This window comes from Micromonospora sp. NPDC048871, assembly GCF_043198155.1.
Classification (GTDB): domain Bacteria; phylum Actinomycetota; class Actinomycetes; order Mycobacteriales; family Micromonosporaceae; genus Micromonospora.
Genome location: NZ_JBICUM010000006.1, coordinates 140,255 through 155,087 on the forward strand (window position 1 = coordinate 140,255; position 14,833 = coordinate 155,087).

Annotated in this window: 11 protein-coding genes; 7 read left to right on the forward strand and 4 right to left on the reverse strand. The window is 70.0% G+C overall.

Going from position 1 to position 14,833, the window contains the following annotated elements; translation table 11 throughout:
• Positions 1-173: 173 nt before the first annotated feature.
• Entirely contained in the window at positions 174-1,037 is an 864-nt protein-coding gene (locus ACGFIK_RS16065; RefSeq protein WP_327026800.1) for an SPFH domain-containing protein, read from the forward strand.
• Between the two features lie 125 nt (positions 1,038-1,162).
• Here ACGFIK_RS16065 and ACGFIK_RS16070 read toward each other — a convergent pair whose 3' ends face one another.
• From ACGFIK_RS16070 to ACGFIK_RS16085, 4 genes are all read right to left on the reverse strand, one after another.
• Complete coding sequence (locus tag ACGFIK_RS16070) at positions 1,163-2,200, reverse strand: aminotransferase class V-fold PLP-dependent enzyme (protein ID WP_393339976.1); 1,038 nt, start codon at positions 2,198-2,200, stop codon at positions 1,163-1,165.
• Positions 2,201-2,413: 213 nt separating this feature from the next.
• Complete coding sequence (dnaE, locus tag ACGFIK_RS16075; protein ID WP_393339978.1) at positions 2,414-5,947, reverse strand: DNA polymerase III subunit alpha; 3,534 nt, start codon at positions 5,945-5,947, stop codon at positions 2,414-2,416.
• Between the two features lie 264 nt (positions 5,948-6,211).
• Entirely contained in the window at positions 6,212-7,792 is a 1,581-nt protein-coding gene (locus tag ACGFIK_RS16080) for an MDR family MFS transporter (protein ID WP_327026803.1), read from the reverse strand.
• Positions 7,793-7,871: 79 nt separating this feature from the next.
• Positions 7,872-8,486 carry a TetR family transcriptional regulator gene (locus ACGFIK_RS16085; RefSeq protein ID WP_327026804.1) on the reverse strand — a complete coding sequence of 205 codons (615 nt, stop codon included), beginning with the start codon at positions 8,484-8,486 and terminating at the stop codon, positions 7,872-7,874.
• A gap of 175 nt (positions 8,487-8,661) precedes the next feature.
• Here ACGFIK_RS16085 and ACGFIK_RS16090 point away from each other — a divergent pair, with 175 nt between their 5' ends.
• The 6 genes from ACGFIK_RS16090 to ACGFIK_RS16115 all read left to right on the forward strand — a co-directional run bounded on the left by ACGFIK_RS16090 (position 8,662) and on the right by ACGFIK_RS16115 (position 14,758).
• Positions 8,662-9,003, forward strand: coding sequence for a PadR family transcriptional regulator (locus tag ACGFIK_RS16090; protein WP_327026805.1), 342 nt, complete (start codon positions 8,662-8,664; stop codon positions 9,001-9,003).
• The gene (locus tag ACGFIK_RS16095; RefSeq protein ID WP_327026806.1) at positions 9,000-9,944 is read left to right on the forward strand and encodes a permease prefix domain 1-containing protein; all 945 of its coding nucleotides are present in this window, start codon (positions 9,000-9,002) and stop codon (positions 9,942-9,944) included. Before ACGFIK_RS16090 ends, ACGFIK_RS16095 begins: the two co-directional genes overlap by 4 nt.
• 147 nt (positions 9,945-10,091) lie before the next feature.
• On the forward strand, positions 10,092-10,688 hold the full coding sequence (locus ACGFIK_RS16100) for a LemA family protein (RefSeq protein WP_327026807.1): 597 nt from the start codon (positions 10,092-10,094) through the stop codon (positions 10,686-10,688).
• The gene (locus ACGFIK_RS16105) at positions 10,688-12,703 is read left to right on the forward strand and encodes a M48 family metalloprotease (protein WP_327026808.1); all 2,016 of its coding nucleotides are present in this window, start codon (positions 10,688-10,690) and stop codon (positions 12,701-12,703) included. The genes ACGFIK_RS16100 and ACGFIK_RS16105 overlap by 1 nt, the downstream gene beginning before the upstream one ends.
• Positions 12,704-12,773: 70 nt before the next feature.
• Positions 12,774-14,057: a sensor histidine kinase gene (locus ACGFIK_RS16110; protein WP_327026809.1), complete on the forward strand. Its 1,284-nt coding sequence runs from the start codon at positions 12,774-12,776 to the stop codon at positions 14,055-14,057.
• On the forward strand, positions 14,054-14,758 hold the full coding sequence (locus tag ACGFIK_RS16115) for a response regulator transcription factor (protein WP_327026810.1): 705 nt from the start codon (positions 14,054-14,056) through the stop codon (positions 14,756-14,758). Before ACGFIK_RS16110 ends, ACGFIK_RS16115 begins: the two co-directional genes overlap by 4 nt.
• Positions 14,759-14,833: the final 75 nt, after the last annotated feature.

Consider the following 14,833-nt stretch of genomic DNA (forward strand, 5'->3'; position numbering starts at 1 on the left):
GTGCACTTGTTGCTGCCCCAGCGACAACAGACGCACCCAAAGGTCGAGGGAGCTTCCCCGGGCGCCGAGAAGGAGCCCTTCCTTACACCTGCGCCGGCGGGTGGGCGGAGGGGTTGCCCAGGGTGAGTAGGTTGATGATCCACTCAGCAATTCGCCCCGGAAGGTCCGCACCCATGCCCCTCGGCTTCATCCTCTCGATCGCCACGGCGGTCATCACGGCCATCGCGGTAGCGGTCGCTCTGCTCGGCGGCCAGCGAAACGTGCGACAGTTCGGTGCCCTCGCGGCGGTCGTCGCACTGGGCGTGACGCTCCTGCTCACGGTCACCTCCAGCGCCCACTCGGTACCGATCCGCTCGGTCGGGATCGTCACCAGCTTCGGCAAGCCGACCGGTGAGGTCACCGGCTCCGGGCTGAAGTGGGTCGCGCCGTGGCAGCGGGTCGGCGAATGGGACGCGGGCCGGCAGAAGTACGACCACATCGGCAACGATGCCTGTGTGCGGGTGCGTACCGGCACCCTCGCCGACGCCTGCGTCGAGGTGCTGATCGAGTGGCAGGTCAAGCCGGAGAACGCCCCGCAGCAGTTCATGGACTACAAGGGCGACTTCGGCAGCTTCCGGGGGCAGCGGGTCGGGGTGCAGCTCGACAGTGCGGTCAACGACGCCTTCGCCTCCTACAACCCGCTGGAGCGCATCGACGCGAAGACCGGCAACCTGAACGTCGACCTCAAGCCCTTCGCCGAGAGCATCAAGTCCAGCGCCGAGACCCGGTTGGGCAGCGACGTCGACATCCTGTCGGTGACCATCACCCGGGTCAACCACGACGACAAGACCGAGGGCAACATCAAGGCCTTCCAGGACAAGCTCGCCCAGACCCGCAATCTCGAACAGGACCGCCGCAACGCCGAGATCCAGAAGGAGATCACCGAGACCAACGCCAAGGTGGACAAGGTGACCCGCTGCCTGGAGATCGCCGAGAAGAACGGCAGCTCCCCGGGGCTGTGCATCAACCCGGGCATCGTCACCGGCACCGCGAGGTGACCCGGCACCCCTCGCCGGACGGCGACCGACTCGGACGGTGACCGAACCGGGCGGTGACCGCACACGGCGGCCACCGAACCGGGTGGTGAGGAGTCGTGCGGGCGGTCCGGCGAGGGGGCGGGTGGTCAGCTGGTCAGGGCCTCCAGGGCCAGGTCGACGTCCTGCTGGGTGGAGTACAGGTGGAAGGAGGCCCGGACGTTGCCGGCGCGTACCGCCGCCCGGACCCCGGCCCGTTCGAGCTTCTCCTGTGCGTCCGCTACCTGCACGGTGACGATCGCGCTGTTCCCCGGCGGCTGTCCCAGCCCGGCGAGGAACCGGTTGGCCAGCGCCACGTCGTGGGCGTGCACCGCCGCCACCCCGATCTCCAGCAGCAGCTCCAGGCTCGGGGCCGCGCCGACCCAGCTGAACCAGGCCGGCGAGATGTCGAACCGGCGGGCGTCGTCGGCCAGTCGCAGCGGCGGACCGTAGTAGGAGCTGTGGGGATCACGTCCGGCGAACCAGCCCGCCGCGTCCGGGCGCAGCCGGTCCCGTAGCTGCGGCGCCAGGTAGGCGAAGGCGGTCCCGCGCGGACCCATCAGCCACTTGTACCCGCCGGCCACCACCGCGTCGGCCCGGCCCGCCTCGAAGGGCAGCCAGCCGCAGGCCTGGGTGGCGTCGACCGCGACGAGCGCACCGTGCGCCCGGGCCGCCGCGACGATCTCGTCGTACGCGGCGATCGTGCCGTCGGCGGACTGCACCAGGCTGAACGCCACCAGGTCGGTGTCGGCGTCGATCGAGGTGGCCAACTCGGCCAGCGGCACCGTGCGTACCTCGACCCCCCGGTCCTGTTGCACCAGCCAGGGGAACAGGTTGGAGGTGAACTCCACCTCGGGCACCACCACCCGGGCGCCGGGGGGCAGTGCGGCGGCGATCGGTGCCAGCAACTGCGAGACGGTGACCCCGACGGCGATGTCGGCCACCGGCACCCCGGTCAGGCGGGCGAAGGCCGCCCGCGACCGGTCCGTCGCCGTACTCCAGTCCTCCCAGGACCCGGTCCCGCGACGCCAGTCGGTCAGGGCCTGCTGCACCGCGTCCCAGGCCGGGTCGGGCGGTAGACCGTAGCTGGCGGTGTTCAGCCATCCGGGTTGCGGTTGCCACAGCTTCTGTGCCTGCTCAAGCTCCACGCAGACCGACGCTAGTCGCCGGTGCCGACGGCTGCGCAGCGCCAATCCGCACCCCCTGGCCCTCGACACCGGCCGACCACCGCCCTGGCCCGTCTCCCCTGGTGGAGATCAACACCGTTTCGCCGATGTGGCGGTGTCCCGGCCGGCCTGTTACCGCCACATCGCCGAAACGGCGCTCAGCCACAGCCCCGCCCAGCCGGGTCCGGCGCGGGGTCAGCTGACGTTGGCTGGGCCCAGGACGCTCTTGAGGTCGGCCATCAGGGCGGTGGTCGCCGCCACCCGGACCGGCCCCAACCGCAGCAGGGTGGTCCGGCTGCCGTTGAGCAGCTTGACGTGCACCTCGGCGTCGCCGGGGTGCAGCACCAGGGTCTCCTTGAGCCGTTCCACCAGGGGTGGGGTGCAGCGGGTCACCGGGATGGTGAGGGTGACCGGCTTGTTGGTCGCGCTGGCGCTGACGTCCGGCAGGGACATGTCCATCGCCATGATGCGGGGGATGTCGTCGCGCCGGTCCACCCGGCCCTTGACCACCACGATGGCGTCCTCGGCGATGTACTGCCCGATCACCTCGTAGGTGTTCGGGAAGAACAGGGTCTCCACCCCACCGGCGAGGTCCTCCAGGGTGGCCGAGGCCCACGCCCGGCCCTGCTTGGTGACCCGCCGCTGCACCCCGGAGAGGATCCCGGCGAGGGTGACCACCACCCCGTCGGGCACGGTGCCCTCCTCGGACAGGGCGGAGATGGTGCAGTCGGCCGCCGACCCGAGGATGTGCTCCAGGCCGAACAGCGGGTGGTCGGAGACGTACAGGCCGAGCATCTCGCGCTCGAAGGCCAGCTTGTCGCGCTTGTCCCACTCCGCCTCGCCGATGGTCGGCATGACCGTGGTGTTGGTGGCCACCTCGGCTTCGCCGAAGCCCGCCCCGAACAGGTCGTACTGGCCGACGGCCTCCTTGCGCTTGACGTCGGCGTACGCGTCGATGGCGTCGGCGTGCACGGTGAGCAGTCCCTTGCGGGAGTGCCCCATCGAGTCGAAGGCGCCCGCCTTGATCAGGGATTCGATGGTCTTCTTGTTGCAGACCACCGCGTCCACCTTGGACAGGAAGTCGTAGAAGTCGGCGTACCCGCCCTTCTCCTCCCGGCAGCGCATGATCGAGGTGACCACGTTCGCGCCGACGTTGCGGATCGCGCCCAGACCGAACCGGATCTCCGTGCCGACCGGGGTGAAGGGGCCGGCGGAGGTGTTCACGTCCGGCGGCAGCACCTGGATGCCCATCCGGCGGCACTCCGACAGGTACAGCGCCATCTTGTCCTTGTCGTCGCCGACGGAGGTGAGCAGCGCCGCCATGTACTCGGCCGGGTAGTGCGCCTTCAGGTACGCCGTCCAGTACGACACCAGCCCGTACGCGGCGGAGTGCGCCTTGTTGAAGGCGTACCCGGCGAACGGGACCAGGACGTCCCAGACCTTCTGGATCGCCTCGTCGGAGTAGCCGTGCTCGCGGCAGCCGTCCCGGAACGGGATGAACTCCTTGTCCAGGATCTCCTTCTTCTTCTTGCCCATCGCCCGGCGCAACAGGTCGGCCTGACCCAGGGTGTACCCGGCGAGGATCTGCGCGGCGCGCTGCACCTGCTCCTGGTAGACGATCAGGCCGTAGGTGGGTGCCAGGATCTCCCGTAGCGGCTCCTCCAGCTCCGGATGGATCGGGGTGATCTCCTGGAGGCCGTTCTTGCGCAGCGCGTAGTTGGTGTGCGAGTCCACCCCCATCGGGCCGGGCCGGTACAACGCCAGCACGGCGGAGATGTCCTCGAAGTTGTCCGGCTTCATCATCCGCAGCAGGGACCGCATCGGCCCGCCGTCGAGCTGGAACACCCCCAGGGTGTCGCCTCGGGCCAGCAGCTCGTACGCGCCCTTGTCGTCCAGCGGCAACCCGAGCAGGTCCAGTTCCTTGCCGTGGTTGAGCTGGATGTTCTTGACCGCGTCGTCGATGATGGTCAGGTTGCGCAGGCCGAGGAAGTCCATCTTCAACAGCCCGAGCGACTCGCAGGTCGGGTAGTCGAACTGGGTGATGATCACCCCGTCGGAGTCCCGGCGCATCAGCGGGATGTGGTCGATGATCGGCTCGGCGGACATGATGACCCCGGCGGCGTGCACCCCGGTCTGCCGGATCAACCCCTCGATGCCCCGGGCCGTGTCGATGACCTTCTTGACGTCGGCCTCCGACTCGTACATGCCGCGGATCTCGCCGGCCTCGGCGTAACGCGGATGCTTCGGGTCGAAGATCCCTTCCAGGGGGATGTCCTTGCCCATCACCGCCGGGGGCATGGCCTTGGTGATCCGGTCGCCGACCGCGTACGGGTAGCCGAGCACCCGGGCCGAGTCCTTGATCGCGGCCTTCGCCTTGATGGTGCCGAAGGTGGCGATCTGGGCGACCTTGTCCTCACCCCACTTGTCCGTGACGTACTTGATCACCTCGCCGCGCCGACGCTCGTCGAAGTCGATGTCGACATCCGGCATGGAGACCCGCTCGGGGTTCAGGAACCGCTCGAAGATCAGCCCGTGCGGGATCGGGTCCAGGTCCGTGATGCCCAGGGCGTACGCGACCAGGGAACCGGCCGCCGAGCCACGGCCCGGACCTACCGCGATGCCCTGGTTCTTGGCCCACTGGATGAAGTCGGCGACCACGAGGAAGTACGAGGGGAAGCCCATCTGGATGATGACCCCGAGTTCGTACTCGGCCTGCACCACATGCCCCTCGGGGATGCCGTTCGGGAAGCGGCGGGCCAGGCCCTTGAAGGTCTCCTTGCGGAACCAGGACTCCTCGGTCTCCCCCTCGGGCACCGGGAAACGTGGCATCAGGTTGTGGAACTCGAACATCCCCGCCGGGTCGACCTTCTCGGCCACCAGCAGGGTGTTGCGGCAGCCCTCCAGCCACACCTCGGAGCTGTCCACGCCGCGCATCTCGTCGGCGGACTTGATGTAGTAGCCGCTGCCGCCGAACTTGAACCGGTTCGGGTCGGCGACGTTGCTGCCGGTCTGCACGCAGAGCAGCACGTCGTGCGCCTCTGACTGAGCCTCGTGGGTGTAGTGCGAGTCGTTGGTGACCACCGGCGGGATGTTCAGCTTGCGGCCGATCTCCAGCAGCCCGTCCCGGACCTGCTTCTCGATGTCCAGGCCGTGGTCCATCAACTCCAGGAAGAAGTTCTCCTTGCCGAAGATGTCCTGGTATTTCGCCGCCGCTTCGAGGGCCTGCGCGTCGTGGCCCAGCCGCAGCCGGGTCTGCACCTCGCCGGAGGGGCAGCCGGTGGTGGCCATCAGCCCGTCGGCGTACTCGGCCAGGAGTTCCGCGTCCATCCGGGGCCACTTCACGAAGTAGCCCTCGGTGTACGCCTTGCTGGTGAGCTTGAACAGGTTGTGCAGGCCGACCCGGTTGCGCGCCCAGATGGTCATGTGGGTGTAGCCGCCGCTACCGGAGACGTCGTCGCTCTTCTGCTCCGGGCGGCCCCACCGCACCCGAGACTTGTGGAACCGCGACTCCGGTGCCACGTACGCCTCGATGCCCAGCACGGGGGTCACCCCGGCGGCCATGGCCTGCTTGTAGAAGTCGTTCGCGCCGTGCATGTTGCCGTGGTCGGTCATCGCGACCGCCGGCATTCCCTGCCGCTTGACCTCGGCGAACAGGTCCTTGAGCCGGGCCGCCCCGTCGAGCATCGAGTACTCCGTGTGCACGTGCAGATGCGCGAACGAATCGCCCATGCCAAGCCCCCCGGGTCGGCTGATCAAGTCGAGTCGACTTACCCTAACCCGCCACCGGAGAGCCTTCCGAGCGGCGCGCACAGGCGTACCGCAGACCACTCGATCCTTCACGGAGAGTCACAGATCGGCGACGCTGGCGTGTTCGGCGTAGCCGTCCGGCCGACCGCTGCCCCACCGGGAAGGGCACCGAGGAGGTCTGCCAGGACACCCTGCTGAGCGGGTCGGGCGGCTCCCGTGGAGTACGGGGGCCGCCCGGCCTCGGCGTCAGTGCGCGATGGGCAGGTTCGCCTCCTGGCGGGCCCGCTCGTCGCCGCTGAGGGTGTGCAGCGGCTTCTCCCGGACGAACAGCACCGCCAGCAGGGCTAGGAAGGCGATCGGCGCGCTGATCAGGAACAGCTCCGAGGTGGCGATGGCGTACGAGTTCTGCACGATCCGCAGCACCGGCTCGGGCAGGGTGGACAGGTCGGGCACCTCGGTGGTGCCGCCGCCGGTCGCCCCGGCGGCCGGTCCGAGCTGCTCGGTCATCAGGCCGGTGACCCGGTTGGCCAGCACCGCCCCGAGGGCGCTGACTCCGATCGCGCCGCCCATGCTGCGGAAGAAGGTGAGCACCGAGGTGGCCGCGCCCAGTTCGTGGGCGGGTACGTCGTTCTGTGCCGCCAGGACCAGGTTCTGCATCAGCATGCCGACCCCGACGCCGAGCAGCGCCATGTAGCTGAACAGCAGCGGCAGGGGGGTGTCGATGTCGATGGTCGACAGCAGCAGCATCGCGGCGACCATCACGGCGGCCCCGGCCACCAGGTACGCCTTCCACCGGCCGTACTTCGTGATGAGCTGGCCGGCGACCGTGGAGGAGACCAGCAGACCCAGGATCATCGGCAGGCTCATCAGCCCGGCGACGGTCGGCGACTTGCCCAGGGAGGTCTGGAAGTACTGGGACAGGAAGACCGTACCGCCGAACAGGGCTACCCCGACCAGCATGCTGGCGACCGTGGTCAGGGTGACCGTACGGCTGCGGAAGATCTCCAGCGGAATGATCGGCTCGGACGCCCGGGACTCGACCCAGACGGCAGCGACCAGCAGCAGCACCCCGCCGATGACCATCAGGGCGGTCCAGCCGGAGGCCCAGGCGAACTTGTGTCCGGCCAGCGAGGACCAGATCAGCAGGGTGCAGACGCCGGCGGTGATCAGCGCCGCGCCGGCCCAGTCGATGCGGGCCTTGCGGCGGATGACCGGCAGGTGCAGGGTGCGCTGGAGCAGGACGATGGAGATGATGCTGAACGGCACCCCGATCAGGAAGCACCAGCGCCAGCCCAGCCAGGAGGTGTCCACCAGGACGCCGCCGATCAGCGGGCCGGCGATGGTGCCGACCCCGAACACCGCACCGAAGATGCCGGCGTAGCGGCCCAGCTCACGGGGCGGGATCATGGCCGCCATCACGATCATCGCCAGGGCGGTCATGCCGCCGGCGCCGATGCCCTGCACCACCCGGCTGAACAGCAGCACCTCGACGTTCGGGGTGAGTCCGGCGATCAGCGAGCCGAGCACGAACAGCCCCAGGGAGAGCTGGATCAGCAGCTTCTTGCTGTAGAGGTCGGCCATCTTGCCCCACAGCGGCACGGTGGCCGTCATGGCCAGCAGTTCGCTGGTGACGATCCAGGTGTAGACCGTCTGGCTGCCGTTGAGGTCGGCGATGATGCGCGGCAGCGCGTTCGCCACCACGGTCGAGGCGAGGATCGCCACGAACATCCCCACCATCAGCCCGGAGAGGGCCTGGAGGATCTCCCGGCGGGACATCCGGCCGTCGGCCGCTCCAGCGGCGTCGACCGGCTCGATCGAAGTCTTCATGACGCTTCTTTCTCACACGTGGTACGGCCTCGGCGCGAGTACGCCGGGCCAGTGGTGGTCGGGATGCCGGCCTCGGTGATCAACCGGTGCGGGGGTCGGGCAGGCCGGCGGCGACCGCGGCGAACGCCTCGTCGAGCAGCGCGGTCAGGGGGCCGGCGCCGCCGGTGGACCAGCGGATCATCGCGGTACGCAGTGCGGCCCCCGCGACCCCCACGACCAGCGCCGGGTACGCCTCATCGGCCGACAGTCCGGTACGCGCGGCGACCGCCTCGATCAGGGCCCGTTCGGTGGTGGCGTTGCCGGTGACCAGGCGGCCCAGCAGCACGGGATGCTGGGTGACCACCCGCAGTCTCAGTTGCCACAGTTCGGCATCCCCCTGGGCCTCCTCGACGGCCTCGATGAAGGCGCGGCGCAGCGCCTCCAGCGCGGGCTGCTCCGGGGGTACGGCGGCCAGCGCCCGCAGCACCCGCTCCCGGTCCCCCTCGCTGTCGCCCACCAGGGCGTCGTCCTTGGTCGGGAAGTAGTTGAAGAAGGTCCGGGCGGAGACGTCCGCGGCCTCACTGATCTCCTCGACCGTCACCTGGTCCAGGCCACGCTCGGCGACCAGCCGCAGCGCGGCGGCCGCCAGGGCGGCCCGGGTCTGCCGCTTCTTACGGTCTCGCCGACCCAGCGTCGTCATCTCGTCCACCGGCACGGCAGTCACCGTACGGCCAAAGGTGCACTCGCTGCAAAGTTTTACCGTGTGACGCAAATTTCCCCGGCGGACACCATGTCGGGCGACCGACATCGTTGGTGCGGAAGACACCAATGGGCCGTCAGCATCAATGGTGGCTGGACATTAGTGTGTGGCACACAGTATGGTGTGACGCATGGGCAGCGACGACGTGTTGCGGACACATCTGCAGGAGTTACGCCGAGGAACGGTGGTGGTGGCCAGCCTGGTGGCCCTGCGCCAACCCGGCTACGGGTACGCACTGCTGCAACGGCTCACCGGGCACGGCTTCCCGGTGGACGCCAACACCCTCTACCCGCTGCTGCGCCGGCTCGAGGAGCAGGGGCTGCTGACCAGCGAGTGGAACACCGAGGAAAGCCGGCCGCGAAAGTTCTACCGCACCAGCGAGGCGGGTGAGCAGGTGCTGGAACGCCTGCTCACCGACCTCGCCGCCGTGCAGACCTCGCTGACCACCCTGATCGAAGGAGCCCCCCGATGACGACCTCCCTGACCGACCGATACCTCGCCGCCACCCTGCGCTCGGTGCCGACCGCCCGCCGCGAGGAGATCGCCGACGAACTGCGCGCCTCGATCGCCGACATGATCGACGGCCGTACGGCTGAAGGGGTCGACGCCACCACGGCGGAGCGCGAGGTACTCACCGAGCTGGGCAACCCGGCCGAACTGGCCGCCCGGTACGCCGACCGAAGACTGCAACTCATCGGCCCGACGTACTACCTGGCCTGGCAACGCCTGATGATCGGGTTGCTGAGCACCGTCCCCGCCATCATCGGGGTGCTGATGGGGGTGCTGGAGGCCACCGTCTCCGACAACGCCGCCGGGGCCATCGGCAAGGGCATCGTCGCGGCGTTCAACGTGGCGGTGCAGATCGCCTTCTGGGTGACCCTGATCTTCGCGATCATGGAGCGGGTGGGCACTCCCCTCAACCAGCCGCAGTGGAGTGTCGACCAGCTCCCGGACGAGCCCGTCGAGCGGGACGTCACCCTCACCGACGTGTGCGCCTCGATCGTGTTCCTGGTCCTGCTGATCGCCGCCCTGCCGTGGCAGCACTTCCAGACGGTGGTCGGCGACGGTGACCGGCTGCCGATCCTCGACCCCGCACTCTGGAGCTTCTGGCTGCCGGCGCTGCTCGCCATCCTGGTCGCCAGCATCGGCCTGGAGGTCGCCAAGTACCGGGCCCGCCGATGGACCTGGCCGCTGGTCGCCGTCAACGCCGTCCTCAACCTGGCGTACGCCGTGCCGGTGATCTGGCTGCTGAGCACCGACCGCCTGTTCAACCCCGAGTTCGTCGCCCGCTTCACCTGGCTGCGCGACAACGGCATCGACACCGTCACCCAGATCAGCATCGTCGTCATCGTCGCCACCACCCTCTGGGACATCACCGACAGCACCCTGAAAGCCCGCCGCCCCACCCCCTGACCTCCCCGTTGATCATGAGGTTAGCGGCAGTCGTCGATCTCCAGACTGCCGCCAACCTCATGATCAACGCACTGAGGGCGGGGGTGGGGGTGGTGGGGCGAAAGTAGGCTGGCCTGCGACAGGGGTGTCGCGTAAGCAGGGGGTGCCGTGGAAGTCATCATCGGATTGGTGTGCCTGGTCCTGATCGTCGTGGCGGTGCTCGGCTTCGGGGTCTCGATCTACAACGGGCTGGTCCGGGCCCGCAACACGTACCGCAACGCCTTCTCCCAGATCGACGTGCAGTTGGTCCGTCGGCACGATCTGATCCCCAACCTGGTGGAGACCGCCAAGGGGTACCTCAAGCATGAGCGGGAGACCCTGGAGGCGGTGATCACCGCCCGCAACGCCGCCGTCAACGCGCAGGCCGCCGCCGCGGCCGCACCGGGCGATCCGGCGGCCATGCAGCGGCTCAGCGGGGCGGAGAACGCCCTGACCGGCACCCTGGGTCGGCTGTTCGCGCTCTCCGAGGCGTACCCGGATCTCAAGGCCAATCAGAACATGATGCAGCTGTCGGAGGAGTTGACCTCGACGGAGAACCGGGTCGCCTTCGCCCGGCAGGCCTACAACGACGCCGTGATGGCCTACAACAACAAGCGTGAGGTCTTCCCCTCCAGCCTGATCGCGGGGATGTTCTCCTTCGGACCGGCCGCCCTGTTCGAGCCGGACGACCCGCAGCAGCGGCAGGCCCCGCAGGTCAGCTTCTGATGAACTTCTTCGAACGGCAGCGCCAGGTACGCCGGCTGTCGACCCGGCTGGTGCTGCTGTTCGTCCTGGCCGTGATCGGCATCGTGGTGGTGGTGAACCTCGCGGCGATCTTCGCCTTCAACGCGACCGCCGCCGACCCGGCGCAGTTGGCCGGCTTCGTGGCCATGGTGACCGTGGCTACCGTCGCGGCGATCGGGCTGGCCGCGTTGGTGCGTACCCTCGCGTTGCGCGGTGGCGGCGGGAAGGTGGCCCGTGAGCTGGGCGGGGTGCCGGTGCCGCCGAACACCACCGACCCGGAGCTGCGTCGGCTGCGCAACGTCGTGGAGGAGATGGCGCTGGCCTCCGGGGTACCGGTGCCGGAGGTCTACGTCCTGCCGGAGGAGACGGCGATCAACGCCTTCGCCGCCGGTTGGGGTCCCTCGGACGCCGCCGTGGCGGTGACCCGAGGAGCCTTGCAGCGACTGAACCGCGACGAGCTCCAAGGGGTCATCGCCCATGAGTTCGCGCACGTGGTCAACGGGGACATGCGGCTCAACATCCGGCTGATGGGCCTGCTGTTCGGCATCCTGTTCCTGACCGTGATCGGCCGGGGCCTGTCCCGTTCCGGGCTGGTCAGCGGCGGCAACCGGCAACGCGGCAACAACGGTGGCGCCAACCCCCTGCTGCTGGTGGGGCTGGCCCTGCTGGTGGCCGGGTATATCGGGGTGCTCGCCGGGCGGCTCATCCAGGCCTCGGTGTCCCGGCAACGGGAGTACCTGGCGGACGCCTCGGCCGTGCAGTACACCCGGCAGACCCGGGGCATCGCCGGTGCGCTGAAGAAGATCGGTGGCCTCTCCGAGGGTTCGGAACTGAAGTCGCCCAAGCGCGACGAGGTGGGGCACATGCTCTTCGGCGAGGCGGCGACCTCCTGGTTCGCCACCCACCCGCCGCTGGCCGACCGGATCCGTGCGTTGGAGCCCTCCTTCGACCCCGCCGAGCTGCAACGGCTGTCCCGGCAGTGGGCGGCGGCCCCGCCGTCCGGTCGGCAGGAGGACCTGGCCCTGGGCCTGGCCCCGACCGCACCCCCACGCTCCGCAAGCCAGACCACCCCCAGCCAGGCCACACCCGGCCAGGCCACCCCCAGTCAAGCCACAACCGGGGAGGTACGCCCGACCGGGGCGGCGTTGCCGGGGGCGGGGACCCGGGTACGGGTCGCGCCGACCGAGGTGCTCGGGCGGGTGGCCGCGCCCACCGAGAGCGCCTACCAGCACGCCGCCGCCCTGCTGGACCAGATCCCGGCCGAGCTGCTGGATCGGGCCCGGGACCGGAACACCGCCGTACCGCTGCTGCTCGGCCTGCTGCTCAGCGCCGATCCGCAGATCCGGCAGCACCAGTACGCCGCCCTGGCCCACCAACACGGCCTGGAGCTGGCCGAGGCCGCGATCGGTCAGGCGCAGGCCCTGACCGGGCTGCACCGGATGCTCGTACTGCCGCTGGCCGAGTTGACCTTCCCGGCGTTGCGGGACCGGCCGGCCCCGGAGCTGGAGTCGATCCTGGCGGCCGTGTTCACCCTGATGAACGCCGACGATGCGATCGACGTGTCCGAGTACTGCCTCTCCCGGCTGTTGCTGGCCGAGATCCAGGAGTCCCTGCGGCCGGACTCCCGCTGGCGTACCGACCGGCGGAGCATGACCGACGCCCGGTCGGCGGCGGGTTTCCTGCTGGCCACCCTCGCCCAGGTGGGGCATGGCGGGCAGGCCGAGGCCGCCCGCGCCTTCCAGGCCGGCATCGACACCCTGCTGCCGGGCACCTCGTGGGCGTACGCCCCACCGGAGAACGGGGTACTCGCCCTGGAGACCGCCTGGCCGGTGCTGGACGGGCTCCGCCCGGCGGACAAGGAACGGCTGGTGGCCGCCGTGGTGGCGGTGATCAGCCACGACGGGATGATGACGGTGGCCGAGTTCGAACTGCTGCGGACCATCTGTGGCCTGCTGCACTGCCCTCTGCCCCCGATGGCCGGCGCGGGGGTCGGCTGAACGCGGCGTCGAGCACACCGATGCGGGCTCAGGTTGGGTCAGCGGGCGTCGGGCTGGCATCCTGGCCCGGGTGACCAGCGAGAAGGCCGGGGGGTGGCGGCGACCCGGGCCCACCCCCGAGCAGCAGCGGGTCGACCTCTACGCCGGTCTGGCCGCCACCGTCCTGGCCCTGCTCAGCCTCACCCTGGCCCAGAGCACCGGGTACTTCCTGCTCGGCCCGCCGCCCTCCGGCCCGGAACAGCTTCTCTGGACCGTCGCGGTGCCCCTGCCGCTGATCTGGCGGCGCCGGCACCCCACCGCCACCACCCTGCTCATCTCGGCCGCCTTCATCGGGTCGCAGGTGCGGGCCGTACCGGAGTGGCAGCTTTCCCAGTGGGCCCTGTTCGCGGCCATCTTCACCCTCGGCGCGTGGGGACGCGACCGGAGGCTGTCCCGCCGGGTACGGATCAGCGTGATCGTCGTCATGTTCCTGTGGCTGGCGATCTCCTACGGGATCAACCTCGACCGGGTGCCCCCGGACGCCTTCGCCGACGCGATCGGGCCGGTGCCGCCGACGATCGCCGCGATCGTCACCGGGGTACTGGCCAACGCCCTGTTCTTCGGCTTCGCGTACTTCTCCGGGGAGATCGCCTGGATCGCCGCCCGCCGGCAGCACGAGCTGGCCGAGCAGGCCGAGGCGCTGCGCCGCTCGCAGGCGGAGGCGCGCGAGCACGCGGTGGTCGGTGAGCGGGTCCGCATCGCCCGTGAGCTGCACGACGTGGTGGCCCACCACGTGTCCGTGATGGGGGTGCAGGCGGCGGCCTGCCGCCGGGTCTTCGACAAGGACCCGGCCAAGGCCCGGACCGCCCTGACCTCGATCGAGGGGTCCGCCCGGACCGCCGTGGACGAGCTGCGCCGGATGCTCGGGGTACTGCGGGCCAACGACGGCGAACCGGACGAGGCGGCGGCTCAGGCCGGCGGGATCGCCCAGGTGGAGGCGGTGGTAACCCGGGCCCGCGAGGCCGGGCTACGCGCCACCCTGGGGGTGTACGGAGATCCGACCCCGATTCCCGAGTCGGTCTCCCAGGCCGCCTACCGGGTGGTGCAGGAGGCGGTCACCAATGTGTTGAAGCACGCCACCGGAGCACGGATTCTCGATGTGCGGATCCGCTATCTGGCCCAGGAGGTGGAGGTCGAGGTGACCGACGACGGCCAGGTCAGCCGCTCCCCCAACACCGACGGGCTGGGTCTGATCGGGATGCGGGAACGGGTGGCCACCCACGGCGGTGAGCTGGAGGCCGGTCCGTGTACCGGGGGTGGCTGGCGGGTACGGGTGCGCTTCCCCCTGCCGATCACGGCGGGACAGTCGGCATGAGCACCGCGCAGGGCAACCGGCTCGACCGGCCGATCCGGGTGCTGCTGGCCGACGACCACCATCTGGTGCGTACCGGCTTCCGGGTGATCCTGGAGATCGAGGACGACATCGAGGTGGTCGGCGAGGCCGCCGACGGGCAACGGGCGGTCAGCATGACCCGGGCGCTGCGCCCGGACGTGGTGCTGATGGATGTGGAGATGCCCGAGGTGGACGGGTTGGAGGCGACCCGGCGCATCCGGGCCGAGCAGGACCAGGCCGGTCCGGCCGTGTTGATCCTCACCACCTTCGACCGCGACGACTACCTGTTCGCCGCGCTGCGCGCCGGGGCCAGCGGCTTCCTGCTGAAGAACGGCACCCCGGAGGCGTTGATCGAGGCGATCCGGGTGGTGGCCCGGGGTGACGGTCTGCTCGCCCCGGAGATCACCCGCCGGGTGATCGCCACCTTCGCCCGGTCCGGCGGGCCGAGCGCCGGGGGGCCGGATCCGCAGGCGGCCCTGGCCGACCTCACCCCCCGGGAGCGGGAGGTGCTGATCCTGGTGGCCGGGGGTGCCAGCAATGCCGAGATCGCCGGCGCCCTGCACCTCGGCGAGGCGACCGTGAAGTCGCATGTCAGCCGGGTGCTGGCCAAGCTTGAGCTGCGGGACCGGGTGCAGGCGGTGGTCTTCGCGTACGAGCAGGGGGTGGTCCGTCCCGGCGGGTGACCGGCCTCCGCCGCGAGGATGAGACGTGATTTCCGTCCCCGGAGGGACGGCGGTAGATCATGAAAGATCTAGCGT

Excerpts from the sequence above, each read along its gene's own strand:
- dnaE (WP_393339978.1), bottom strand. The coding sequence starts at position 5,947 with ATGGGCGATTCGTTCGCGCATCTGCACGTGCACACGGAGTACTCGATG.
- ACGFIK_RS16105 (WP_327026808.1), top strand. The coding sequence starts at position 10,688 with ATGAACTTCTTCGAACGGCAGCGCCAGGTACGCCGGCTGTCGACCCGG.
- ACGFIK_RS16115 (WP_327026810.1), top strand. The coding sequence starts at position 14,054 with ATGAGCACCGCGCAGGGCAACCGGCTCGACCGGCCGATCCGGGTGCTG.
- ACGFIK_RS16095 (WP_327026806.1), top strand. The coding sequence starts at position 9,000 with ATGACGACCTCCCTGACCGACCGATACCTCGCCGCCACCCTGCGCTCG.
- ACGFIK_RS16080 (WP_327026803.1), bottom strand. The coding sequence starts at position 7,792 with ATGAAGACTTCGATCGAGCCGGTCGACGCCGCTGGAGCGGCCGACGGC.
- ACGFIK_RS16065 (WP_327026800.1), top strand. The coding sequence starts at position 174 with ATGCCCCTCGGCTTCATCCTCTCGATCGCCACGGCGGTCATCACGGCC.
- ACGFIK_RS16090 (WP_327026805.1), top strand. The coding sequence starts at position 8,662 with ATGGGCAGCGACGACGTGTTGCGGACACATCTGCAGGAGTTACGCCGA.